The sequence below is a fragment of the Methylovorus sp. MP688 genome, assembly GCF_000183115.1.
Taxonomy (GTDB): Bacteria; Pseudomonadota; Gammaproteobacteria; order Burkholderiales; family Methylophilaceae; genus Methylovorus; species Methylovorus glucosotrophus.
Window position 1 is genome coordinate 1,116,359 of the sequence record NC_014733.1, and the last position, 25,388, is coordinate 1,141,746.

Sequence of the window (25,388 nt, forward strand, 5' to 3'; positions counted from 1 at the left end):
GACCATGTAAAGATGGTGTAATGAAGCGGGAGAGGGGTGTAAAAATGCTGTAAAAACGCAGCGCTCATGCACCAGCAGGGCGCCAGTGCCTGAGCGTTTTGGCTCACCGCCCGCAGGCGGTGCTTAGAGGGGAAGTGCTAGGCGGGATCAGCCGCGGCGCATGCTGAACAGCGTGAGCAGGCAACCGGCAATGGCGACCACGGCGGCGGCCAAAGGCACCGCTTGCAGGCCCAGGCCGAAATGAATCACGGCGCCACCGAGAAATGCGCCGACGGCATTGCCCAGGTTAAACGCACTCTGGTTGACGGTGGAGGCCATGAGCGGTGCTTCGCCTGCCTGGCGCATGGCATTGGTCTGCAAGCCAGGCCCGACGGCAAAGGCAATCATGCCCCAGATAAATGCCGTGGCGACGGACAGCAGCGTGAATTGCATACTCCAGGCAAACAGCAGGCTGAGCAGCGCCATGCCGAGCAGCGAACCGGCAATGGTCGGCAACAGCCAGCGGTCGGCCATCTTGCCGCCGATATTGAGCCCCAGGGTGGCGGCGATACCCAGCAATACCAGTACCAGGCTCACCGCATGCGGACTGAGGCCGGACTGGTCTTCCAGAATGGGCGTGATGTAGGTGAAGATGGTAAACACGCCAGCAAAGCCCACCGCGGTAATCGCCATCGCCAGCAGGGTTTGTGGATGCAGCATGGCTTTCATCTCATCGCGGATGTTTGCGCGCGGCATGGCGGTGATGTCGGGGATAAAGCGCCACACGGCGGCCATGGCAACCAGGCCGCAGGCGGCCACGGTCCAGAACGGCAGACGCCAGCTGGTGAGCTGGCCCAGCAGCGTGCCCAGAGGCACGCCGAGCACATTGGCCAGCGTCAGGCCGCTGAACATCAGCGCCAGCGCGCGTGAGCTTTGGCCGGGTGGCGCCAGGTAAATGGCCACCACCGCGCCTATGCCGAAGAATGAGCCATGGCTCAGGGCGCTGAAAATACGTGCGAAGGCCAGCAACTCATAGTTGGGGGCCAGCGCACAGAGGGCGTTACCCAAGGTAAATATGCCCATCAGCCCGATCAAGGTCGCCTTGTGCGGCCAGCGCATGGTGAGCGCCACCACCAGTGGGCCGCCCACGACCACGCCCATGGCATACACGGTGACCAGATTACCGGCCGCCGGAATCGATACCTGCAAATCGCGGGCAATATCCGGCAATAGCCCCATGGGCAGAAATTCGGTCATGCCTATACAAAATGCACCGGCGGCCAGCGCCAGCATCCAAAGACCCATGGGGTGGTTTCCTGAAGTTAAGTCATGATTAAGGGAGCAATCGTCTGTCGACGCTGATCCCCGCAATGGCCGGGCTTTTTCCAACCTGTTCAAGCCTTTGCCAGGCCTGAATTTCTGCCCGGGGCCTGGCTATTCCTTGGCCTGGGCCAGCATGGCACGGATTTGTGCCATGCGTTCGCGGCCGTTTTCCTTGGCAGCAGCCGGGTCACTCGCTGGCATGCCGAAATGCTTGACGTCATCGTGCGGCAGCTCGGCAATGAAACGGCTGGGTTCGCAGCTCTCGGTTTCGCCGGCGCGCTTGCGCTTGCGGCACCAGGATATATTCAGCGACTTCTGCGCACGGGTAATGCCCACGTACATCAGGCGGCGCTCTTCCTCAATGCGGTCGGTGTCTATACTTTCGCGGTGCGGCAATATGCCTTCTTCACAGCCGATCAGGAACACATGGCCAAACTCCAGGCCCTTGGCCGCATGCAGGGTCGATAGTTTGACTGCGTCCGGCTCACCGTTTTCGCGGCCTTCCAGCATGCTCATGAGCGAAATCATCTGCGTCAATTCCAGCAGGTTTTTCTCGTCTTCATTGCCTTTTTTGGTGAGCCAGCCGGTAAAGTCCAGCACGTTTTTCCATTTGCTTTCGGCGGCGCGAGGTTCTTCACTGTCGTAAAGAAAGGCCTCGTACTGGATGGCATTCAGCATGTCATTCAGCATCTCGCCTGCCGGGTCGCGCGTGGCGCGCTCCTGCACGCGGTTGATGTACTGGCAGAAGGTCAGCAAATCTTCCAGCTGGCGGGCGCCCAGCTCGCGCTGAAAGTCACCCTCAAATGCGGCGGCAAACAGCGAAAGGTGATGGTCGCGGGCATATTCGCCCAGGCGTTCCAGCGTGGTGTTGCCTATGCCTTTTTTTGGGGTGGTGGCGGCGCGGATAAACGCGGGGTCATCGTCCTCGTTGGCGATCAGCCGCAGATAGGCCACCAGGTCCTTGATCTCGGCCTTGTCAAAGAACGACTGGCCACCGGAGACGGTGTAGGGCACCTTGTGGTTGCGCAATTGCTGCTCGAAAATGCGCGCCTGGTGATTGCCGCGATACAGAATCGCGTAATCGGAAAACTGCGTGCGGTGCTCGAATTTGTGCGCCATCAGCTTCATCACCACGGACTCGGCTTCGTGGTCTTCATCGCGGGCGGCGCTCACCTGGATGAGGTCACCCGTGCCCAGCTCGCTCCAAAGCTTTTTATCAAACAGCTTGGGGTTGTTGGCGATCACCTGGTTGGCAGCGCGCAGGATGCGCACGGTGGAGCGGTAGTTCTGCTCCAGCTTGATCACCTTGAGCCGCGAGAAATCCTCGGTCAGCTGCCGCAGGTTTTCCACATCGGCACCGCGCCAGCCGTAAATCGCCTGGTCATCGTCACCCACCGCGGTAAAGCGGCCTTCGACGCCTGTCAGTAGTTTGACCAGCTTGTACTGGCAGGCGTTGGTATCCTGGTATTCATCAATCAGCAGATATTTGAGCTTGCGCTGCCATTTTTCCAGCGCCTCGCGGTGCTGTTCAAACAGCTCCACCGGCAGCTTAATCAGGTCATCAAAGTCCACTGCCTGATAAGCCTTGAGGGTTTGCTGGTAAAGCTGGTAGACCTTGGCGGCGGCGTGCGTCAGCTCTTCGTCGGCCTGGGCCTTGGCCTGGTCCGGATTGATAAAGGCGTTTTTCCACTGCGAAATCTGCGATTGCGTGCGGCGCAGCAGCTGCTTGTCAGTGGTGGCCAGCACATCGGCCAGTATCTTGTAGCTGTCGGAAGAGTCCAGAATGGAAAACTGCGGCTTGTAGCCGAGCAGGGCAGCTTCCTGCCGCAGCATCTGCAAGCCCAGCGAGTGGAAGGTGGCAATGGTCAGCCCTTTGGCCGACTTGCCTTCCAGCAAATGTCCCACACGCTCCTGCATCTCGCGCGCCGCCTTGTTGGTAAAGGTAATGGCCGCGATTTCACGTGGCTGGTAGCCGCATTGCTCGATCAGGTAGGCGATTTTCTGCGTGATAACGCGGGTCTTGCCGCTGCCCGCACCGGCTAGCACCAGCAAAGGGCCGTCCAGATATTTGACCGCTTCACGCTGCGGGGAGTTGAGTTTGCTTAACATGCACCAGGTGGATTCGTTTCAGGGAAAAATCGGGGGATGCCGTTGATGACAGGCAGCGTACTTCGCAAGTTGCACGCGTATTTCCAAGTTGCATAAGTTTAGCTTTAACCGGGTTTTGATGCCAGCAAGCATTGCTTGTGGCATAGTGTGAACTAACTAAAAAAGAACCAATAAAAGGACAATGAATCCGTAATGTTAGGCCTGGATTTCAAGACCATGGTTGTCATGGCTACCCTGCTGACATTCTGCATGTCAGGACTGCTTATTTTCATGCGTTTTCATGGTATCCGCGGCCCGGAATACTGGGCTGCCGGCAATCTGTCCATCAGCTTTTCCATGATGTTTGTGATGTTCCATTATGATGACATTCAGCATTGGGTTTCGCTGATCCTGTCGCTGATGGTCTTCGGGCAATCGGTGCGCCTGCTGGGGATACGACGCTATACCGGACAAAAGGTGCGCTATTACTTTCCCTTCGTGATGGTCTGTGGCCTGCTGCTGCTGGATGTTTTCACCCTGGGCTTCTTCAGGAGCCAGCCGCTCACGGTGTTTGTCAATTCAATGGGTATCGTGTTTCTGCATGTTGCGTCGGCAGGGCTGTTGTATCAGTTTTCCATCAAACCGGCGCGTGCGCCCGCCGAGCGCATCACCTGCCAGATCACCGCTGTCATTTTCTTTACCATGGCACTGCTGATGGCGTATCGCGGCATCAGTGCGCTGTTTGCTGACGGGCCTATCCTCGATCACCCCATGGGGTGGCAACCCAATGTGCTGACCTTGCTGGTTGGCAGCATGCTGCAGATGTTGGTCACCTTTGGTCTGGTGATGATGGTGAGTTTTCGCAAATCCTCCGAGCTTGAGCAGTATGCGCATTACGATGCGCTGACCGGTATTCTGAACCGGCGCGGTCTGGAAGAGGCGGCGCGGCGTCTGGCCAGTTTTGGCCGCCGCAATGACAGCGGCCTGGTCATGCTCTTGCTGGACATTGATCTTTTCAAGCACATCAATGACCGCTGGGGCCATCCGGTTGGCGACGAGGTGCTGCGTCAGCTCACCCGGCAAATCAAAACCCAGACCCGTGAAGAAGATGTGCTGGCCCGCTATGGTGGCGAGGAATTCTGCCTGCTGCTGCCTGGCTCCACCGAGCAGGAAGGCATACAGTGTGCCGAGCGCATACGGCAATCGGTTGAATCCCTGCGTATTGTTCAGGGGCCAGTCACGCTCCAGTTCACCGTCAGTGTAGGCATCACCTGTGCAAGGCTGGCTGGCTATGATTTCCGCAGTCTGCTGGCTTCGGCGGATGCGGCCCTGTATGCCGCCAAAAAAGCCGGGCGTAATCAGGGCGTGGCGTATTCCAGCCTGTCAGGACTGAATCTGCAGGCAGCGTAATCTGTGTCTGCCTTTATCCACTCGCCTTTCATGCATGCCCACAGTCATTTGCTGTGCAGCAGTTACCTGCGGCTGACAGGCCGCCCGCTGATTGCCCAAGGGCAGGGCGACATGCCCAATGACGCGCTGCTCGCCGAGTCGCTTTACGCAGCCGATGTGGCCATCGTTTCGCACGACACGGCCGCTGACCCCATATTCAACTATGCCAATCTGCAGGCGCAGACCTTGTTTGGCTATGACTGGGAGCAGTTTGTGCACTTGCCCTCCAGACTGTCTGCCGAGCCCATGGTGCGCGAAGCGCGCGCGGCCTTGTTGCAACGTGTCGCCCTGGATGGCTATGTCGATGATTATGCTGGCGTGCGGGTGACTGGCGATGGGCGTCGTTTCATGATCACCCGGGCCACGGTGTGGAATCTGCATGATGCAGAGGGGGTATACCGGGGCCAGGCGGCCTGCATACACGACTGGCATGGGCTTTAGCATGGTCGGTGGCATCAAGTTTATGGGGGATGCAGCCGATATTAATGAATCATTGGGCCATGCCCTGTCCAGCAAGGGATGGATATGTGGGACATTCCCTGCGGGTAAGCCATTCGTGCGCTGATACAGATCGAACCATAACGGTAGACATAATTTAACGTGCTCGATTATAAAAAACAGATTATTCGGCCTTTTATCCTGGCGTCATTGCTGCTTAGCGCAGCCCTGGCTGGCTTGTTGTTTGCCGCGATCCATCTGGTGCATATTTCGCGGCAGGCCGAGCAGACTGACGTGCTGCGTATAGAGGCCATCAAGCTGCACAAGGCGATTGTCCAGGTCGAGACCGGGCAGCGCGGTTATCTGCTTACCCAGAATGTGCGTTTCCTGGAGAATTATCGCAAGGGCAAGGCTGATATCAAGCGCATCACCCACACCCTGAATGCGCAAATGATCGACGTGCCGGACATCAAGCATCGCTTTGAGGATGTCAGCAAACTGGTCGAGATCAAGCTGCGGGTAACAGAAGCCTCCATCCAGACCGAGATAAATTCTGGCGCGTATGCCCCCCATCTCAATTCGGCCAAAATCGGCGTCAATATCATGGACAGGATAGACACCGAGCTGGAAGATATCGACGACCTGTTGCAGCGTCGCAAAGCCGAGTTGAGTGATGCCTCCCGTCGCGCGCTGAAACAGACCATGGGCGGCGCTGCCTTGTTGCTGCTGATCGTCATCGGGCTCTTTACCGGCGCCTATTACAAAACAGTGCGCCTGTTTGAAATCGCGTCCACCTCCCAGACTACGGCGGAGGAGATGAGTCATGATGCTTACCATGATTCGCTCACCGGTTTGCCCAATCGTCGCTACTTTGAAAGCTATTTCCGGCGGCAGATTTTCCTCTCCAAGCGCAGCGGCCAGCCGTTTTCGCTGTTTTACCTTGATCTGGATGGCTTCAAGGAAATCAATGACCGGCACGGCCATGATGGCGGTGACCTTGCCCTGAAGTTTGCCACCGAGCGCTTCAAGAATGCCTTGCGGGAGTCTGATTTCATCGCCCGCCTGGGTGGCGATGAGTTTGTCGTGCTGGTGCACAACTACCGTTCCGTCAGTGAAATCGGCGGTTTGGGCAATCGCATCATTCGCTATATCAACCAGCCGTTTACTATTGATGGGCAGCACCAGCTGCTGGGCGTCAGCATTGGCATTAGCTGTTATCCCATGGATGGTCAGGAGGCGGATGAGTTACTGGATGCCGCCGACCGGGCCATGTATCAGGCGAAGAAAAACGGCAAGAATCGCCTGGTGTTTTCGCAGGATTGAGACGCGGGGCGCGTCCTGAGGCGAAGTGGAGACCTTAGTGTTCCGGGCTGTCGTTTTCAGCTGAGCCGTCTTGCGGCTGTTGGCGGGCTTTGGCCTGCGCCGCTTCTTCGGCAGCATCCTCTATGGCCTGCTTCGCCGCCTGCATCATCTGCTGACGGGTATCTGGCGTTTCCAGGCTGATACGGCCCAGGGCGCCGGAGCGGTAGTCCACCAGAAAGGCCATGGCGGTTTTTTCCATGTCAAACTCACCGCCTTTCAGCCGGTAAGCCCGGCGCTTGGCTACGGCTTCCAGTACGTCCACCGCATCCATGCCACTCACGTCTATCTTGTAACGGGCATTGAGCAGGGCGGGGTAGCGTTCCAACAACAGGCCAGCCAAAAACACTGCCACATCTTCATCAATTACCGCATTGCGGCCAATGGCATGGCTGGCAGCCAGCATGTAGCCATCAGACTCATATTGAATCTTGGGCCACATCATGCCGGGGGTGTCGGTGATGCTCATCTGGTCGTTCAGGTCAAAGCGCTGCTGGCTTTTGGTCACGGCAGGCTCATCGCCCACCTTGGCAATGCGGCGATTCAGCAGCGCATTCATGAGCGTGGATTTGCCGACGTTGGGGATGCCCATGATCATCATGCGCAAGGGTTTGAGATTGGTGCCGCGGTGCGGCGCAAGGGCTTTGCACAGGCCGGGGATCTTGCCGGCGTCACCCGGTTTTTTACACGAAAGCGCCACCGCTTTCACGCCAGGCTGCTTGTTGAAGTAGTTGAGCCAGGCCTGGGTAACGGCAGGGTCGGCTAGGTCGGCCTTGTTCAGAATCTTGAGGTTGGGCCGCTGCCGGAACAGGCGCAGCTCCTCAATCATGGGGTTATGGCTGGCTTCTGGCACCCGCGCATCCAGCACCTCGATCACGATGTCGATATGCTCCATGGTCTCGGCTGCTTTTTTCTTTGCCGAGGTCATATGTCCGGGAAACCACTGTATTGCCATTATTCAGAACCGCCAATGATGATGCGCACGCCAGGCAGCGTGCGGTTTTAAGGATGTAGTGTATGGATGCTGGCTAGTATTTTTTGCCAACAATGTGCAAGTATGCCGCCAAAACCGAAATTAGACCAACGATCCAGTGCCCGAGGCTGAACGCATTGTGCCATTGATCATCAATGAGGTAGTAAAGCAGATAGCCGCTGATGACCAGCCATATCCACACTGCCAGCAGAGGCAGGCCTGTCCACCAGCGCTTGGGGTGCTTGAGATACGTCTTGATATGATGCTCCAGCAACATGCCGAGGCAGAGCAGGCCAAACATGGCAAAAAAACCATGTAAACGCAGCGACCAGATTTCAAGCGGATGCTTTTCCGGGCCGAATTCACCCTGGATTTCCAGAAAATAGTGCCCGATCAGCCATGTAATGCCGGAAATGGCGATCAGGAGCAGGGATGGATACAGTATTTTTTTGGTGAATCGGGAGGGACGCATCAGCTTGCACAATCAGTGGATGAGGCGGGCATGATAGCGCTCCAGCAGGGCTGGATTCAATGCATTTAACCATGCCAGCTTGGTCAGGGCGTCAGCCGCCATCGCGGTATTCGCCACTATGCTGATCGGATGGGCGAGCGCGGGTAGGCATTGCCGGGTATTGGGGTCGACAATCGGCAGCTGGTCCAAAGCGGTGTCACGATTGCTAGGCTGGCCGGAAGTTGCCAGCGCCTGATTGTGCAGATAGCCCAGCGGTACATACATCTGATGCTGCCGGCGGTGTATCGGTGCTTCTGTCGTGCCATAGATTCGCATATCCCCACCCGCGTTGATCAGTGCTGAAGGCACGCCCATTGCCTGCAAAGCTTCAATGGCCAAGTCCACCGCATAGCCTTTGGCGATGCCGCCCAGATCAATCAGCGTGTTTGCCTGCTTTTTGAGACTGGCCGTCCCATCTTCATGAGAGGTGATTTCCAAGGGCTGTCGAGGTGAAAAATCTTGGGGCACTGTGCTGACCCATTCTTCCGGCAGATAAGCTGCACGGGCCAGCACGTCGCCGATGCATACATCAAACATGCCATCGCTTAAGCTCCACAGGGTTTCAGCAAACTCCAGAACCTGGAGGGTATGGGCATGAATCGTTATCGGCTCTCCATCGCTTGCCAGACGGTAGCGGCCAAGATCGCTGTGGTCGTCATGTACGCTCATCAAGGCATGCACTTGCCGAATGGCCTGATAGGCTGTCTCAAATAATGGAGAAGGATCGGTGCCGGGTTCAAGCCAGAGGCTGACCTCCACTATCGTACCGAGCGCGATAGTGGCGCGTTTATGTTTTTCTAATGGCAACGTCATAAAGCGTGAGCATGCGGCGTATGCCCTCGGTAATGTGCTTGCAGGACAAGGTGGCCCCGGCAATGTTCTGTATGTCTCCGTTGAGCTTGATGGCGTCGGTTTTCTTTTTGCCAGTGAACTGCGCCCGCCATTTCTCATTGCGGATTTGCTGGCCGTAGCTTTCCAGATACTCCATGACTTCTATGCCCTGAACTTCGCCTGCTAGGTTGAGGGCGACTGCATAGGTGATGAATTCATGCCGCCCCAATACCTTGTCGATGACCAGATAGCCCACATGCCTGTCACCCTCAAATACCTCAAAAAGGTGCGTGGGGATGGGCGTGCTGGTGGGAGAGCTGTCCTCTATTTTTTTGATTTGTTCAGGCGTCAGGCTCAGATTTTTAGCCTCAAAGCGGGAGGCGTGCGGGTATAGCGCTTTTTGCACGGTTTCAGCCGTGAAAAAGACCTCGGCATACGATGATTGCGAGGCAACCAGGCAAACACCAAAAAGCGCCAGTGGCAGGCGATTGGAAGACATGATGGTCTGTCCTTTAACAGGTTAATGGACTGGCTTGCCCGCATACGCATGCTGGCAAGCCAGTTGCCCCATGAGAAATTAAAGGGGAATGCCGAATTTGAACATGAATTCGTCGCGGCCATGGTCGTCATTCACATAACCACTGGAGCATTCAAACTCGCCAGCATTCATGCATGACCCTGACTTGAGCTGATGGCGCCATGCCACAGTTGCCCACCATTTCTGGGTACCGTAGTGCAGGTTGGGGCCAATGAAGTGAGCGTGCTGGGTGACATTCTGGTAAAAATAGCCAGAAAAATCATTGTGGTAGCGGTATTCCAGGCCACCTGACCATTTGGGTGCGAAGCGATAGCTGGCCCCCATCAGCAGGTCGGCGTGGGATGCTTTTTCCGGATTGGTGTTGGTAGCCACCTCGTCGCGCTCCGTTTCAAAGACCAGGTTGCTGGCAAGAATAAGCTTGTCATCCATCAGGTTTTTTTGCAGCAGCAGGCGATATTCAAAGGATTTGTTGTCGTAGCCCAGGGTAGGCTCGAAGTAAACACCAATGCCAATCCAGTCGGTATAGGGGTTGGTAATCCGCCAGATCAGTTCCGCAGCCACACTCTCATAACGGAACTTACTATAGCTTTTGGATGTGTCTATGCTTTCGGGAATGCGGGAGCCTGCTGTCTCGCCAAAACGGTCATTCTGGTTGGCATTGACGTAGTTGGTATTGACGTAACCCGCGATTTGCAGATTGTCCGACAGGCCATATTCGATTTCACTGCGCATATCGAAATCTTCGTAACGCCCAGCTTCCTGGCGATGGTTCCACTGCATGCGCTGCTCAAACTCATAGCTGCCTTTAGGCTGTAAATCCAGTGTGTAAATCCAGCCAAAATTGCCTTCGCCTGCATGCACTGCCGGGCTAATGAAGACAAGAGCACCCAGTGCCAATAATACAACCCTATTGATATTCATGATTTTTCCTGACTATTTGATGATGAGGCGGTATGGTTGGCATACCTTAATTTTGTGTATTAACACTTATTTAGTTATGGGTATTATTATATTTGAGAATGGTTCTTGTTTTCAAGAATGCACAAGTGAATTTACATTTTTTGAATAGCTGGCGAGCCTGTTGCGTTGCAAGCAAACAACAGTCAATAAAGTCGCTACCAGAGGATGATAAAATGTCGCCATGACCCTCATCCCCGAAATTCACCCCAATCAATCCATCGCCCTGCTCAAGGAGCTGCACATCCTGACGCGCGACGGCAAGCTCAACCAGGACACGCGCCGCAAGCTGAAGCAGGTGTATCACCTCTACCAGTTCATTGAGCCTTTGCTGCAGGAAGTCATGCAGGGCAATCCTTCACCCATGCTGGTGGATCATGGGGCGGGAAAATCCTATCTGGGCTTTATTCTTTACGATCTCTTCATGAAGCAGCAGGCGGCCGGGCAGGTGGTGGGGGTGGAAACCCGCGCCGAGCTGGTGGAAAAATCCCGTCAGTTGGCGTCCGATCTGGGGTTCGCGCGCATGCAGTTCCATCATTTGTCGGTGGAAGACGCCATGCGGTCGACGGCCTTGCCGCCAAAAGTGGAAATCGTGACGGCGCTGCATGCCTGCAATACCGCCACGGATGATGCGATACAGTTTGGCCTGCAAAAGCAGGCGCAATTCATGGTGCTGGTGCCGTGCTGCCAAGCGGAAGTGGCCGAGGTGCTGCGCAAGCGCAAGAATGAGTCCTTTGGCAAAACGCCGCTATCGGAAATCTGGCGTCACCCGATTCATACCCGCGAATTTGGCAGCCAGATCACCAATGTGCTGCGCTGCCTGCAGCTTGAGGCGCATGGCTATCAGGTGACGGTGACCGAGCTGGTCGGCTGGGAGCATTCCATGAAAAACGAGCTCATCATCGCCCGTTACAAGAATAATCCGCGGCGCAATGCGCGCGAGCGGCTGGAGCAGATACTGCAGGAGCTCAATCTGGAAGATTTGCGCTCCCGCTTTATGCCAGCGGAGGTTTAGGGCTGGTCGTTTTGCTCTTTCAGGCTGCCGTAAGTGAGAGCAAATTGCCGGGTGACCTCGGCGCCAAAAAAGAAAATCTGCGCGGAGTAATAAATCCACAGCAACAGCGCGATCAGCGAGCCCGCCGCGCCAAAGCTGGATGAAATGCCGCTGCGGCTCAGATACATGCCGATCAGCAATTTCCCCAGGCCAAACAGCAAGGCCGTGAGCACGGCGCCCACCACCACATCCGACCACGACAGCCGCACATCCGGCAGCATCTTGTAGACCACGGCAAACATGGCGGTAATTACCGCAAACGACAGCAGGGTCGAGATGTATTTGAAAATCGCCATGTGCTGCAGCAGGAAATCCAGATAGCCCCCCAGGAAATAATTGGCGTAATGCTCGATCAGCCCTAGCCCGGCGCTCGCCAGCAATGAGCTCATCAGCAAGGCGGAGAGGATGATGATCAGGCCGAACGAGGTCAGGCGCGTGATCAGCAGTTGCTTGAATGCATGTTTATTGCTGACGACGGCTTTCTCCACTTCCCAGATTTCATCCAGGCTGGCCTTCAGCTCGGCAAATACCGTGGTCGCGCCTATGAAAATCAACAGGGCCGCCACGACGGAAGCGATGATGCCCGAGGTGTGGTTATGCGATGCCGCCAGAAGGGAGCTGATCACGCGGGCGCCGCTGTCGCCAACCAGCATGGACAGCTCGGCAACCACATGCCCTTGTGCTGATTGCTCGCCCAGAAAGTACCCTGTGACGGCAATCACCAGCACCAGAATAGGCGTCAGCGAAAAAATCGTATAAAACGCCAGGGCCGCGCCCTTGCTGGTGGCGCGGTGAGCAAACCAGGCAACGATGGCACTGGTGAAGAGCTGGCGCATGCAATTGAGATAGCGTAATGCCGAGCCAAAAGGTTTGAAAACAGAATGCAAAGAGGACTCCCATGGTGGTAACAGAGGGTGGCTACAGATTATTCATGCAGGTAGAGGTATGATAATTCGATAATGCCCCCGCCAGTGAGTTCCGCTGCGTTTACTGTGCCGTTCACTGGGCCTGGGGCTGGCCAAGGGGCCATGCAGGTTCATCGTCATTTTTCAAAAAAGGGGAAGGTATGTCGCGTTTTTCATTGGCTAGTCTCATGCTTCTGGTTTCCATTGCAGTGCCGCTGCAGGCGCAGGCCAAGGCCTCGGCGGGCAAATTCACCGGCGAGGATTTCAGCGGCGTATACCAATGCACGGGCGATGATGCACACGAGGGAGCTTATACCGGCACTGTCACCATGACCCTCAAGCCCGAACACAGCCGTGGCAGCTATGCCAGTTATGACTTCAAGCTGGAAGTGCCGGACTACGGCACCTACCTCGGCCACGCCGCCGCCAACGGCCGCCATGTTGCCATGCACTTTGGCCTGCAGGACCCGACCACGCATGATTACGGCACCGGCATTGCCGTCATGAAGAAAACCAAAGCGGGCAAATGGCGCTTTCACAAATTCTATTTCGAGCCCGAGTTCAAGGGCGGCAACACCGGGCTTGAAAACTGTGTGATCAAGTAAGCGCTGGATGTCGGGGCGCCCGTCTTAACATCACACAGAATTCACCATCACCCTGGACAATAAGCCCCTGCTTGTTGTCGTTATCTATCGCCAGGAGAGCCTTGCTCATGCTGAAAAATTCCTCCATGTTTGTCCTGCTCAGTGGACTCTTGATGCACGGGCTGGCCTCTGCCGCGGTTGAGGTACGCGATTTCTCACCGCAGGGCGAGGTGCGCAAGGTGAATCAGGCCACCGCGATTTTCAATGTGGACATGGTAAAGCTAGGCGATGCGGAAGCGGCCGCTCCCTTTGATATTGACTGCCCGTTGTCAGGGGAAGGGCGCTGGCAGGATAGCCGTACCTGGGTTTATCGCCTGAGCGGCAAGCTGGACGCCGGGGCTCAGTGCCAGTTCACTCCGCGCCGCGATCTCAAGTCGCTGGATGGCGAGACATATGCCGGGACAGCACCGTTCCGCTTTTTCATGGCCGGCCCGTGGCTGAAGCATGTGCTGCCGGAGTCGTACAACCCGATTGAAGAAGACCAGGTGTTCATCATCGAGACACCGTTTGCCATCAAGCCGCAAAGTGTGGAGCAGCATGCCTGGTGCGCCCCGGAGGGTGTGAGCGAGCGCATTCCCGTGCGCACATTGTCGGCGGCCCAGCTGAAGACGGCGCTGCAAACCTTGCAGCTGGACATGTCGTCCCCCGCGCTGGGTCTGCGTTGCCAGCGCCCTCTGGCGCCGGGTAGCCGCATGCAGCTGGTTTGGGATGCCGGCATCGAAAGCATGTCGGGCGGCAAGTCTACCCAGCGCGAGTCGGTGACCTACCAGGTGCGGCCAGTGTTTCGCGCTGAGCTGAGTTGCACGCGCGAAAAGCCGAACGCGCCATGCTCGCCGCTATCGGATATCGAGCTGCGCTTCAGTGAATCGGTCAGCCTGGCACAGCTGGAGCAGATACGGCTGGTCGGCGCGGGCAAATCCCAGGCGCCCATGGAGATCAGCCCGGCACGTGCCAAGGCACTCAATGCCCAGCGTCCCGGCGCGGCGTCTTCCTACCGTGTGGCAGAGCAGGATCAGCTCATCAGCGTGCTGTTCAAAGGCCCATTCAAGCCGGGTGCAGCCTATGAGCTGACCCTGCCCAGGAATCTGCGCGATGCCAGCGGCCGCACGCTGAGCAATGCCAGCAGTTTCCCGCTCAAGCTGCGCACGGCGCTGCTGCCGCCACTGGCCAAGTTCGCTGCCAATTTTGGCGTACTGGAGCTCAAGGAAGGCGGTGTTCTGCCGGTCACCATCCGTAACATGGAAAGCCGTATTGGCATGCGCGTGCTACGCCAGCAGGATCCGGAAGTGGCCTTGCAGGTGATGGCAGATCTGCGGCGCTTTGAAAGCCAGACTCGTGAAGTCAGCAAACCATCGCCCCGCATGAAACAGCGCACGCTCGATGGCGATACAGTTGAAGAATTCAGGCCTTACACGGATATGTTGTATCCGCGCGAACTGTCCTTTCTGGAAGGTCGTAACGATACTGCGCTAGAACGTGCCATGCCCAGACCGGCCAATGGCAAGGCGTTTGAAGTCGTGGGTATTCCGCTGCAAAAGCCCGGATTTTACGTGGTGGAAATTCGCAGCCAGGTGCTGGGCAATGCACTGCTGAGCGAGGCCAAGCCCATGTATGTGCGCAGCCAGGCGCTGGTGACCGACATGGCAGTGCACCTCAAGACCGGCCGCGACAACAGTCTGGTCTGGGTGACCTCGCTCTCCAGCGGCAAACCGGTTGCAGGCGCTGACGTTGCCTTGCTGGATTGCCAGGGCCACCGCTTCTGGCAGGGCAAAACCGATGCCCAGGGCATTGCGGGCTACCCTGAGGCCCTTCCCGAGCATCACAAGTGCCCCGGCGCCTGGGTGTACTTTGCCACTGCCAGATTGGGCGAGGATTTTTCCTTTGTGCAGTCCGACTGGGATAGGGGCATAGAGCCATGGCGCTTTAATGTGCGCACCTGGGCGCCGCAGCAAGGCCTCAAGATGCAGACCATCCTCGACCGCACCATGCTGCGCGCGGGCGAAACGGTTTCCATGAAACACATTGCGCGGATGGAGGATTTCCGCGGCTTCCGTTACCCCAACGAGTCCTTGCCAGACAGTGTGACGCTGGAACTGATAGGCGGTGATTATTCGGTCGATATGCCGCTGGAATGGGATGCACGTGGCGATGCCATCACGCAATGGCAGATACCGGAGGATGCCCCCATCGGCAGTTATGGCATCAAGATGGCCGGGCAGTGGGACTATGTGGGCCAGTTTCGGGTGTCCGAATTCCGCCTGCCCGCTTACAAGGGCAGCGTGCAGTCCGAAAAAATGCGCTACGCCGGCGCCAGTGCTATCCCGGTGCGGCTATCGCTCAATTACCTGAATGGCGGCGCGGCCAGTGGCCAGCAGGTGCAGGTATCTGCCATGTTGAACGCGGGGCAATATTCCTTTGCTGACTATCCGGACTTCAGTTTCGGTGCGCGGCTGCGTGGCGAGCCGCTGCAGAAACTGGTGCTCGACCGCCAGGCCGTCAAACTGGACCGCCTGGGCAGCGGTCGCCTGCAAGTGCCGGTGACTGCCGTGGGCAATGCCGCCGGGCAGCCGCTGCAATTGCAGACGGAAATGACCTTCACCGACCCCAATGGCGAGATACAGACGCTGGCAGGCAGTACCGATATCTGGCCCGCCAGCCTGGCGCTGGGCCTGCAGGTGAAAGATTGGGCGGGCATGCAAGCCAGGCGCAAGGTGCAGGCCGTGGTGCTGGATACCGCAGGCAAACCCAGGGCAGGCGTGAAGGTCACCCTGCACGGCGAGCGCAAGTGGGATTTTGTGCATCGCAAGCGCATCCTTGGCGGTTTTTACAGCTACGAAACCGAGCAGGGTAGCGAAGACCTTGGCACGCTATGCCAGGGCGTGAGTGATGCTCAGGGCCTGGTGCAATGCCAGGTGGATATCAAGGGCAGCGGACGGATAGCCCTGACGGCACGCGCGGTGGACGATGCCGGGCGGCCCATGGTGGCCGAGAGCGGCTTCTGGGTGAGCGATGCCGCTGATGTCTGGTATGCGCAGGGCGATCAGGACCGCATGGAAGTGATCCCGGAGAAACGCGAGTACAAGGTTGGCGAAACCGCCCGTTTGCAGGTGCATACGCCATTCCATCAGGCCACGGCGCTGATTGCGGTGGAGCGCGAAGGCATCATCAAGACCATGGTGCGTCCGCTGTACCGGCGCAATGCCGTGGTGGAGATTCCGATTGAAGACAGCTGGGGGCCGAATGTGTATGTCTCGGTGCTGGCGGTACGCGGTCGCCTGACCGAGGTGCCGTGGTACAGCTTCTTCCAGTGGGGCTGGCATAGCCCGGTGGACTGGTGGCAGGCCTGGCGCGATGGCATGCCGCAGCCCACGGCGCTGGTTGATCTCGGCAAGCCCGCCTTCAAGTTTGGCCTGACCCATATCGCGGTGGGGACGGATGGTGCGCGTCTCAAGGTCGATGTGCAGACTGACAAGCAGGAGTATCGCCCACGCGACATGGTGACTGCCAAGATCAAGGTGCGGCTGCCCAATGGTAAACCGGCGCCCGCAGGTGCTGAAGTGGCGCTGGTGGCGGTGGACAGGGCCTTGCTGGAGTTATCTCCCAATGCCAGCTGGAACCTGCTGGACAACATGATGGACGAGCGGGCCTACCTCATCAACACGGCCAGCGCTCAGATGCAGGTAGTGGGCAAACGTCACTACGGCAAGAAGGCGCTGCCTGCGGGCGGCGGTGGTGGCAAATTCGCCACGCGCGAGCTGTTCAACACGCTGTTGTACTGGAACCCGCGCGTCAAGCTTGATAATCAGGGCATGGCGACGGTGCGCTTCCGCGTCAATGATGCCTTGACCGCATTCAAGGTGGTGGCGATTGCCGATGTGGAGCAGGGCTACTTTGGTACCGGGCAGGCGGAAATCGTCAGCCGGCAGGCCTTGCAGCTGACCTCCGGCCTGCCGCCCATGGTGCGTGAAAATGATCGTTATCAGGCCATCATCACGCTGCGCAACACCACCGCCAAGCCGATGTCGCTGAAACTCAATGCGCGCACCGAGCAAAAACAGTGGACATCGCAAGCGGTGACGCTGGCTGCCGGGGCGGCGCAGGAGCTGCGCTGGCCGGTGGAAGTACCGGATAACAGTACCTCGCAGCGCTGGACCATAGAAGCGCTGAATGATCAGGGCAAGCCGCTGGACAGGCTGGAGATTCCGCAGAAGGTATTGCCGCGCGTGCCGGTGACGGTGCAGCAGGCCAGCTTCATGCAGCTGGAGCAGCCCTTGAATCTGCCGACCACCTTGCCGGCCGGGGCCATCCCCGGCAAGGGCGGGCTGCAGCTCAAGCTCAGTGCCAGCCTCGGGCAGCAGACGGCAGGCATAGAGCGCTACTTCAACTCTTACCCGTTCAACTGCCTGGAACAGCAGACCTCGATTGCCACCGGTCTCATGGACGCCACGCGCTGGCAAACCATCGCCAAACAGCTGGCGGGCTATCAGGATGCGCAGGGCTACCTGGCGTATTTCCCCGGCATGTCATACGGCAGTGATGCGCTCACGGCCTATGTGCTGACCATGGCCTATGAAAACGCTGTGACCTTGCCGCCCTCGGTGGAGCAGGGCATGCGCACGGCGCTGCTGGATTTTGTTGAGGGGCGCAGCCAGCCGCATGGCTGGTATGGCGGCAGTAATCGCTACCTGAACGAGCGTCGTCTGTCGGCGCTGGCGGCTTTGTCGTATACCGGCAGTGTGCATGGCCGTTCGCTCGATGCGTTTGAGTTCAAGCCCATCCAGATGCCCACCACCAGCCTGATCGACTGGTATGCCATCTTGCGCCACGTGCCGGATGCCAGCCAGCGCGATGAGCGCCTGCAGCAGGTGTCGCGCGAGTTGCGCAATCGCCTGCAGAACGTGGGCGGCCGCCTGAGCTTTGACGGCGAGGAAAATGACGCATGGTGGTGGGCCATGGTGGATGGCGAAGTGAATGCCACACGCCTGACCGCCTTGCTGATGGATGACCCCGCGTGGAAGGCCGATATGCCTGCCATGTTGCGCGGTGCGCTCATGCGCCAGCAGAAGGGCCACTGGCATACCACGCTCGCTAATGCCTGGGGCCGTCTGGCCTTGCAGAAATTCAGCCGGCAATTTGAGTCCGAGCCGGTCAGCGGGCTGACGCAAGCCACGCTGGGCGCGCAGCAAAAACGTTACGACTGGCCCGCCGAGGCCGCGGCTACCGGGCCGGATGCCACTGCTGCCAGCTTGTTCCTGCCATGGGCGTCTTCACCGGCCTCTAATCTGCAAGTGACGCATAGCGGCACCGGCAAGCCCTGGCTCAATCTGCTGGTGACGGCGGCTATCCCCGATAAACCTGCCAGCAATGGCTACCGCATTCAGCGCCGCGTGACGCCGATTGAGCAGAAAGTGCCGGGGCAGTGGAGTCGTGGTGACCTGATGCGCATACGGGTGGATGTCGACAGCCAGCATGATCTCAGCTGGGTGGTGCTGACTGATCCGATACCGGCTGGCGCCAGCATACTCGGCAATACGGCGCGAGATTCGCGCATTGCCCAGATGGGTGAAAACCAGGCGGGTGAAAACCAGTCCAATGAAGATAGTCTGGCACCCAGCTACACCGAACGCGGGCTGGCATTTTTCCGTGCGTATTACGAGTTCGCACCGCAGGGGCACTTCTGGTACGAATACACCGTGCGGCTCAATAACCCCGGCACCTTCAGTCTGCCGCCAACGCGGGTAGAGGCGATGTATGCGCCCGAAGTGTTTGGTCAGCTGCCCAATGCCAAGCTGGATGTGCGCTAGGGCCGCATGACCCAGACCGCGACAATGCGCAAGCTGACCGGGCAAAAGCCTAAGCCGCAGCGACAGCTCCACCAGCGGACACTACTTGCGACGCTAGGCTTGCTGCTTGGCCTGCTGCCGGGCATTGCGGCGGCCGTGCCCAGCTATGTCCAGGTCAAGGCGCAATACCGGGCCTCCGATGCCTGGCTGCTGGCGCGCGATGGGCAGGTTCTGCAGCAATTGCGGCTGGATCATCAGGTGCGGCGGTTGCAGTGGACACCGCTGGAAGCCATGTCGCCCGCCTTGCTGCAAGCGCTGCTGTATTCCGAAGACCAGCGCTTTTACCAGCATGCGGGCATAGACTGGCTGGCGGTGGCTTCGGCTAGCTGGCGCAATCTGTGGGATAGCCGCACGCGCGGCGCCAGCACCATCACCATGCAGCTGGCTGGTCTGCTGGAGCAGGATGCCGTGCATGGCCGCCGCAGCCTGGTGCAAAAGCTCGGGCAATCGGCCGATGCCTTGCAGCTGGACCATGCCTGGAAAAAATCCGACATCCTCGAAGCCTACCTCAACCTGGTGCCGTTTCGTGGCGAGCTGCAAGGCGTTGCCGCCATGAGTCAGGGCCTGTTTGGCAAAGGCCCGCAGGCGCTGGATGCGCGGGAAGCCGCCATCGCTGCCGTGCTGCTGCGCGCACCCAATGCCAAACCCGCCCGCGTGGCCGAACGTGCCTGCCAGCTTTTGAAGCAGATGCAGCAGGCGCGAGCCTGCGCCGACCTCGAAGGGTTTGCCAGCCTCAAGCTGGTGGCGCCCTTCGAGCCTGCCATGCCCAATCTGGCGCCGCATCTGGCACGGCAGTTATTGCAGCAGCCGGGTCAGCGCCTGCGCAGCACGCTGGATATGCGTTTGCAGCAATACGCCGCCCGGCAATTGCGTGCCAACCTGCTGCAACTGGAAAACCAGAATGTGCAGGATGGCGCGGTGCTGGTGCTGGATAATCGCACAGGCGAAGTGCTGGCCTGGGTGGGTTCCAGCGATACCCTGTCGACCGCGCCCGCGGTGGATGGCGTGCTGGCACAGCGCCAGGCGGGCTCTACGCTCAAGCCATTTTTATATGCCACGGCGCTGGATATGCGGGCGCTGACCGCCGCCTCGCTTCTGGACGATAGCCCGGTGCGCATACGCACCGGCAATGGCGATTACATTCCGCAGAATTACGACAAGCAGTTCATGGGCCCGGTCAGCCTGCGCACGGCACTCGGCAGCTCGCTGAATGTGCCCGCCGTGCGTAGCCTGCTGCATATCACGCCGGACCGTTTTTTTGCGCGCCTGCAGCAATTGCGTTTCAGCACGCTGACCGAGTCGGTGGACTATTACGGCTACAGCCTGGCTCTGGGCGCGGCCGATGTGCGCCTGCTCGATCTCACCAATGCCTATCGGGCGCTGGCCAATCAGGGCCGTTACAGCGGGGTGCGCATGCAATGGGCCAATCCCGCCAGCAAAGGCAAGGCCGATAAGCCCATGCAAGTGTTTTCGCCCGCCGCGAGTTATGTGGTGAGTGACATCCTGGCCGATAACAATGCGCGTGCGCATACCTTCGGCATGGATTCGGCGCTGGCGACGCGCTACTGGAGCGCAGTGAAAACCGGCACCAGCAAAGACATGCGCGATAACTGGTGCGTGGGCTACACGGCACGCTATACCGTCGGCGTGTGGGTGGGCAATGCCAATGGCGCGCCCATGCACGATGTCTCTGGCGTAAGCGGCGCGGCGCCGGTCTGGCGTGCCGTGATGGATTACCTGCACACGCACCCCGATGGCCGTTTGCTGGCGCCAGTCGTGCGCACGCCGCCCGCCGGGCTGCTGCAGCAACAGGTGCGCTTTCAACCCGCGATTGAGCCGGTCCGGCAGGAGTGGTTTTTGAAAGGCACCGAGCTTGCCCTGGTGCAGGCGAGCCATGATGGGGACGATGTGCGCCCAAGCAAGCTGGGCCAGGATACGCGGGGTGCCCAGGCGGATAATTCGCTGGTGAGCATTGCCTACCCCGGCCAGGGCGCGATTATCGCGCTGGACCCGGAAATTCCGCCCGCGCAGCAGCGGGTGGTGTTCAAGGCAACCCCGGCCTTGCCTGCAGGTTGGTACTGGCGGCTGGATGGCAAACGGGTGGCACCGGTCAAGCTGGCATCGCCGCGCCAGTTGGCAGGTGAACATGCACCGCCCGCCAATACCCCGCAGACGGCAGACCTGCGCTATACCTGGTTCCCCATGCCCGGTCGCCATGTGCTGAGCCTGCACGATGCCAGCGGCAAGTTGCGCGAGTCGGCACGCTTTGAAGTGCGGGGCGCCATGCTGCGCGAGGCCATGCCCGGGCCGAATGCGAAACCTGCGCGACCATCTTGAGCGGCCGGGCAGCGGGCGTGCATGTTAAAATCGCGCCAACCTATGAACACCGCCATGAATACCACCACCAACCCCCGTCACGTCATCAGCCAGCTGGAGAAACTGCTACCGGAATGCATGCTGGCCGACCGTTTTCCTTTGCGTCGGCGCTTGCAGCAGGTGCGGGCACAGCTGGATCAGCAGAAACCTGAGCAGAAATCCCCCGACAAACTGCTGGCCGAGCTGGCCAATCGCGTGCGTGATTCCGTCGCGCGCCTGCAGGCGCGCAAAGCGGGGTTGCCCAAGCCGGATTATCCCGCCGAGTTGCCGGTCTCTGGCAAAAAGGACGATATTGCCGCCGCCATACAGAAACATCAGGTGGTGATCGTTTGCGGGGAAACCGGCTCTGGTAAAACCACCCAGCTGCCCAAGATTTGCCTGGAGCTGGGGCGCGGCGTTAGCGGTCTCATCGGCCATACCCAGCCACGCCGCATTGCCGCCCGCTCGGTGGCCTCGCGCATTGCGCAGGAGCTGAATTCGCCGCTGGGCCAGGCGGTGGGTTACAAAGTGCGCTTCAACGACAAGCTCTCGGAAAGCAGCTATATCAAGCTGATGACGGACGGCATTTTGCTGGCGGAGACGCAGGGCGACCGCTTTCTCAACGCCTATGACACCATCATCATCGACGAGGCGCACGAGCGCAGCCTGAATATCGATTTCCTGCTGGGCTATCTCAAGCAGCTATTGCCCAAGCGTCCTGACCTCAAAGTTATTGTCACCTCGGCCACCATCGATGCCGACCGCTTCTCGCGGCACTTTGAGGGCGCGCCGGTGATTGAGGTTTCCGGTCGTACTTATCCGGTGGAAATCCGCTACCGCCCGCTGGGCAAGGCCGGATTCAGTGCCAAGGAAAATCCCCCCGAGCTGGAAGACGAAGACGATCTGGAACTGCTGGGGCAGGACCTCATGGGCATCAAGCGCAAGCCGCGCGTGGAATCGCGCTGGCTGGAAGAAGACGATGCCGAAGAGGCCATGGAAGAAGCGATTCTGGATGTGGCCGATGATCTGATGCGGCTGGGCGAGGGCGATATTCTGGTCTTTCTGCCTGGCGAGCGCGAGATTCGCGATACCGCCGACCATCTGCGCAAATACCAGGGCCGCTCGCCCAAGCTCAAGCATGTGGAAATCCTGCCGCTGTTTGCCCGACTGTCGATTGAAGACCAGCAGAAGATTTTCCGTTCCGGCGGCACGCGCCGCATCGTGCTGGCGACCAATGTGGCCGAAACCTCGCTTACCGTGCCCGGCATCAAATACGTGATCGATACCGGCCTGGCGCGGGTCAACCGTTACAGCGCTCGCGCCAAGGTCGAGCAACTGCAGATCGAGAAAATCTCGCAGGCCGCTGCACGCCAGCGGGCAGGGCGTTGCGGCCGGGTGTCGAGCGGCATCTGCGTACGCCTGTACGACGAGGAGGATTTCAATAACCGCTCCGAATTTACCGACCCCGAGATTCTGCGGTCCTCGCTGGCTTCGGTGATCCTGCGCATGGCCGCCCTGCGGCTGGGTGATGTGAATGACTTTCCCTTTATCGAGGCGCCGAGTTCACGCCTGATTGCCGATGGCTACCTGCTGTTGCAGGAGCTGGGCGCGGTGGATGCCGACCGGCAGATTACCGAGCTGGGCAACCAGCTGGCACGCCTGCCGCTGGACCCGCGTGTGGGCCGCATGATCCTGGCCGCCAAAAAGGAAAGCTGTTTGCAGGAGATGCTGATCATCGCCAGTGCGCTGGCGATCCAGGACCCGCGCGAACGGCCCATGGACAAGCGCGAAGCCGCCGATCAGGCGCATGCCAAGTTTGCCGGCGAGCAGTCCGATTTCATGAGCTTCCTGAAACTGTGGGCGTTTTACGACGAGGCGCTGAAAACCAAGAAATCCAACAAGGAGCTTTTGGGCAAATGCCATCAGAACTTCCTGTCTTTCCTGCGCATGAAGGAATGGCGCGAGCTGTATTTCCAGCTGCTGGAAATCGCCGAAGACATGGAATTCAAGCTCAACGACAAAGAAGCCTCCTATGAGCAGATACACCGGGCGCTGCTGTCTGGCCTGCTGGGCAATATCGGCTTCAAGGACGGCGAATCGGAAAGCTATCAGGGGGCGCGTGGCATCCGCTTCAATATCGCCCCCGGCTCCGCGCTGAAAAAGCAGCGCCCCAAGTGGGTGATGGCCGCCGAGTTGATGGAAACCACCAAGCTGTATGCGCGTTGCGTCGCCAAAATCGAGCCGGACTGGATAGAGCCACTGGCGCGCAGCCTGACACAAAGTCATTACACCGACCCGCGCTGGGATCGCAAGCCAGCGCAGGTGGTGGCGTGGGAGCGCGTCAGCCTGTATGGCCTGACAGTGATCCCCAAGCGGCGTGTGCATTACGGGCCGATCAACCCGCAGGAATCGCGCGAAATCTTTGTGCGCGAAGCGCTGGCGAATATGGAATTCGACACGCGCGCGCCGTTTTTTGAGGCCAACCGTCGCCTGATTGCCGAGATCGAGGAGCTGGAACACAAGGCGCGCCGCCAGGATGTGCTGGTGGATGAGCACGCATTGTTTGCGTTTTACGATGCGATTATTCCCGCCGGTATTATCAATGGCGCGGGTTTTGAAAAGTGGCGCGAAGAGGCCGAGCGCGAAAATCCGCGTCTGCTTTATCTGACCCGTGATGCCTTGATGCGCCATGGTGCGGCTGGCGTCACCGAAGCGCAGTTCCCTGAAACCATGCTGCTGGATGGTACCGAGATCGCGCTTAAATACCGCTTTGAACCCGGGCATCCGCTCGATGGCGTGACCGCCACCGTGCCGCTGGCGCTGCTGAATCAGCTGGACCCGACCGCCAGCGAATGGCTGGTGCCTGGCATGCTGCGCGAGAAACTCACTGCACTGATCAAGGCCCTGCCCAAGACGCTACGCCGCGTGTGCGTGCCGGTGCCGGAATTTGTGACGGGTTTTCTGGAGCAGGCGCAGATAGGCGCATCGCCCCTGATTCCCGCGTTGATTGCTTACATCCAGCAGCGCACCGGGCTCAAGATGTCAGCCGATGAGCTGAATGCAGAGGCCTTGCCTGCGCACTTGCACATGAATTTCCGTGTGGTGGATGAAAAAGGCCGCGAGCTCGGCATGGGCCGCGACTGGACTGCGCTGAAACAGCAGCTGGGGCAGGCCGCCCAGCTCACCTTCCGCAGCAGTTCGCCCTCTATTGAGAAGAGCGGGCTCAAGCAATGGGACTTTGGCGATCTGCCCAAGACCCTGACCTTCAGTCGTGATGGGCGCCAGCTCACCGGCTACCCGGCCATAGAGGACGAGCAGGACAGTGTGGCAGTCAAGCTGTTTGATACGGCCACTGCGGCCGAAGATGCCCACCGCGCCGGCGTGCGCCGCCTGATGCGCTTTGAGCTTAAAGAGCAGATGAAGCAGCTGGAGAAAGGCCTGCCGGGCTTTACCCAATACGCCTTGCTGCTGCGCAACCTGATGACGCCGGACGAACTGCGCGACGACATGCTGACGGCGATTGCCGACCGCGCCTTTATCGGCGAGGACGACTTGCCACGCAGCAATGCCGACTTCATGAACCTCAAGCAGCGCGCCCGCACCCGGCTGCCCGCGGTAGTGGAGGGCGCCAGTCGCCTGGCCGCCGCCATCGCCGCCGAATACCAGCCGCTGATGCAAAAGCTGGTCAGCCTGCCCGGCCCCATGGCGCGTCTCAAAAAAGAAGTGGAAGAGCAACTGGGGCGCCTGTTGTACAAGCGCTTCTTCAGCCAGACGCCATGGGAGCGCCTGCAGCATGTGCCGCGTTACCTCAAGGGCTTGCGCCTGCGGCTGGAAAAATACCCCGGCGGCATCGAGCGCGACACGCGCAATGGGCAAGCGGTGCAACAGGTCTGGCAGCGCTGGGAAGAGCGCGTCGTCAGCCTGCGCAAGAGCGGCCAGCCGGTGCCGCCTGCTTTGCAGGAATACCGCTGGCTGATCGAGGAGCTGCGTATTTCCCTGTTTGCGCAAGAGCTGAAAACGCCGTTTCCGGTGTCGGTCAAACGGCTGGATAAAGCCTGGGCTGATCTTTCCTAAGGTTCTGCCTGTCGTTCCCATGCCTGTCTGACTCCTCCTGTTTGATAGGCATGGGCGCAAAAGCTTA

General features: G+C 59.0%; 16 protein-coding genes. 8 read left to right on the forward strand and 8 right to left on the reverse strand.

All coding sequences use genetic code 11. The features are described 5' to 3' along the window. Positions 1-147 precede the first annotated feature (147 nt). Both MPQ_RS05485 and MPQ_RS05490 read right to left on the reverse strand, forming a co-directional pair. Positions 148-1,284: an MFS transporter gene (locus MPQ_RS05485; RefSeq protein WP_013441903.1), complete on the reverse strand. Its 1,137-nt coding sequence runs from the start codon at positions 1,282-1,284 to the stop codon at positions 148-150. Between the two features lie 129 nt (positions 1,285-1,413). Next, positions 1,414-3,411 (reverse strand): UvrD-helicase domain-containing protein, encoded by a 1,998-nt coding sequence (locus tag MPQ_RS05490; RefSeq protein ID WP_013441904.1) that lies wholly within the window; start codon positions 3,409-3,411, stop codon positions 1,414-1,416. Between the two features lie 192 nt (positions 3,412-3,603). Between MPQ_RS05490 and MPQ_RS05495 the strand changes: the two genes are divergently transcribed. The 3 genes from MPQ_RS05495 (at position 3,604) to MPQ_RS05505 (ending at position 6,600) form a co-directional block, all read left to right on the forward strand. Next, positions 3,604-4,800, forward strand: a complete 1,197-nt coding sequence (locus MPQ_RS05495) for a GGDEF domain-containing protein (RefSeq protein WP_013441905.1) — start codon at positions 3,604-3,606, stop codon at positions 4,798-4,800. Positions 4,801-4,830: 30 nt separating this feature from the next. Further along, positions 4,831-5,280: an MEKHLA domain-containing protein gene (locus MPQ_RS05500; RefSeq protein WP_041362633.1), complete on the forward strand. Its 450-nt coding sequence runs from the start codon at positions 4,831-4,833 to the stop codon at positions 5,278-5,280. Between the two features lie 159 nt (positions 5,281-5,439). Further along, positions 5,440-6,600, forward strand: a complete 1,161-nt coding sequence (locus tag MPQ_RS05505) for a diguanylate cyclase domain-containing protein (RefSeq protein ID WP_013441908.1) — start codon at positions 5,440-5,442, stop codon at positions 6,598-6,600. Positions 6,601-6,634: 34 nt separating this feature from the next. Here MPQ_RS05505 and ylqF read toward each other — a convergent pair whose 3' ends face one another. The 5 genes from ylqF to MPQ_RS05530 all read right to left on the reverse strand — a co-directional run bounded on the left by ylqF (position 6,635) and on the right by MPQ_RS05530 (position 10,410). Further along, positions 6,635-7,591 carry a ribosome biogenesis GTPase YlqF gene (gene ylqF / locus MPQ_RS05510; protein WP_015829835.1) on the reverse strand — a complete coding sequence of 319 codons (957 nt, stop codon included), beginning with the start codon at positions 7,589-7,591 and terminating at the stop codon, positions 6,635-6,637. 73 nt (positions 7,592-7,664) lie between these two features. Then, positions 7,665-8,081: a hypothetical protein gene (locus tag MPQ_RS05515; protein WP_238525359.1), complete on the reverse strand. Its 417-nt coding sequence runs from the start codon at positions 8,079-8,081 to the stop codon at positions 7,665-7,667. A 12-nt stretch (positions 8,082-8,093) separates the two neighbouring features. Further along, positions 8,094-8,933, reverse strand: coding sequence for an FAD:protein FMN transferase (locus tag MPQ_RS05520; protein WP_013441911.1), 840 nt, complete (start codon positions 8,931-8,933; stop codon positions 8,094-8,096). Continuing rightward, positions 8,908-9,450, reverse strand: a complete 543-nt coding sequence (locus tag MPQ_RS05525; RefSeq protein ID WP_013441912.1) for an FMN-binding protein — start codon at positions 9,448-9,450, stop codon at positions 8,908-8,910. Before MPQ_RS05525 ends, MPQ_RS05520 begins: the two co-directional genes overlap by 26 nt. Positions 9,451-9,528: 78 nt before the next feature. Further along, positions 9,529-10,410 carry a DUF6662 family protein gene (locus MPQ_RS05530; RefSeq protein ID WP_013441913.1) on the reverse strand — a complete coding sequence of 294 codons (882 nt, stop codon included), beginning with the start codon at positions 10,408-10,410 and terminating at the stop codon, positions 9,529-9,531. 220 nt (positions 10,411-10,630) lie between these two features. On the opposite strand from MPQ_RS05530, the gene MPQ_RS05535 reads away from it, so the two are divergent. Continuing rightward, positions 10,631-11,461 carry an SAM-dependent methyltransferase gene (locus MPQ_RS05535; RefSeq protein WP_013441914.1) on the forward strand — a complete coding sequence of 277 codons (831 nt, stop codon included), beginning with the start codon at positions 10,631-10,633 and terminating at the stop codon, positions 11,459-11,461. Here MPQ_RS05535 and MPQ_RS05540 read toward each other — a convergent pair. Then, entirely contained in the window at positions 11,458-12,387 is a 930-nt protein-coding gene (locus MPQ_RS05540; protein WP_013441915.1) for a YihY/virulence factor BrkB family protein, read from the reverse strand. The two genes, MPQ_RS05535 and MPQ_RS05540, sit on opposite strands and share 4 nt — an antisense overlap. Positions 12,388-12,566: 179 nt before the next feature. Between MPQ_RS05540 and MPQ_RS05545 the strand changes: the two genes are divergently transcribed. The 4 genes from MPQ_RS05545 to hrpA all read left to right on the forward strand — a co-directional run bounded on the left by MPQ_RS05545 (position 12,567) and on the right by hrpA (position 25,321). Continuing rightward, the gene (locus tag MPQ_RS05545; protein ID WP_013441916.1) at positions 12,567-13,010 is read left to right on the forward strand and encodes a hypothetical protein; all 444 of its coding nucleotides are present in this window, start codon (positions 12,567-12,569) and stop codon (positions 13,008-13,010) included. A 107-nt stretch (positions 13,011-13,117) separates the two neighbouring features. Next, positions 13,118-18,853 (forward strand): alpha-2-macroglobulin, encoded by a 5,736-nt coding sequence (locus MPQ_RS05550; RefSeq protein WP_013441917.1) that lies wholly within the window; start codon positions 13,118-13,120, stop codon positions 18,851-18,853. Positions 18,854-18,859: 6 nt separating this feature from the next. Then, a complete protein-coding gene (gene pbpC, locus MPQ_RS05555; protein ID WP_083801044.1) occupies positions 18,860-21,229 on the forward strand; it encodes a penicillin-binding protein 1C in 2,370 nt (789 codons plus the stop codon). Positions 21,230-21,283: 54 nt separating this feature from the next. Continuing rightward, entirely contained in the window at positions 21,284-25,321 is a 4,038-nt protein-coding gene (gene hrpA / locus MPQ_RS05560; protein ID WP_013441919.1) for an ATP-dependent RNA helicase HrpA, read from the forward strand. The last annotated feature ends 67 nt before the right edge of the window (positions 25,322-25,388 follow it).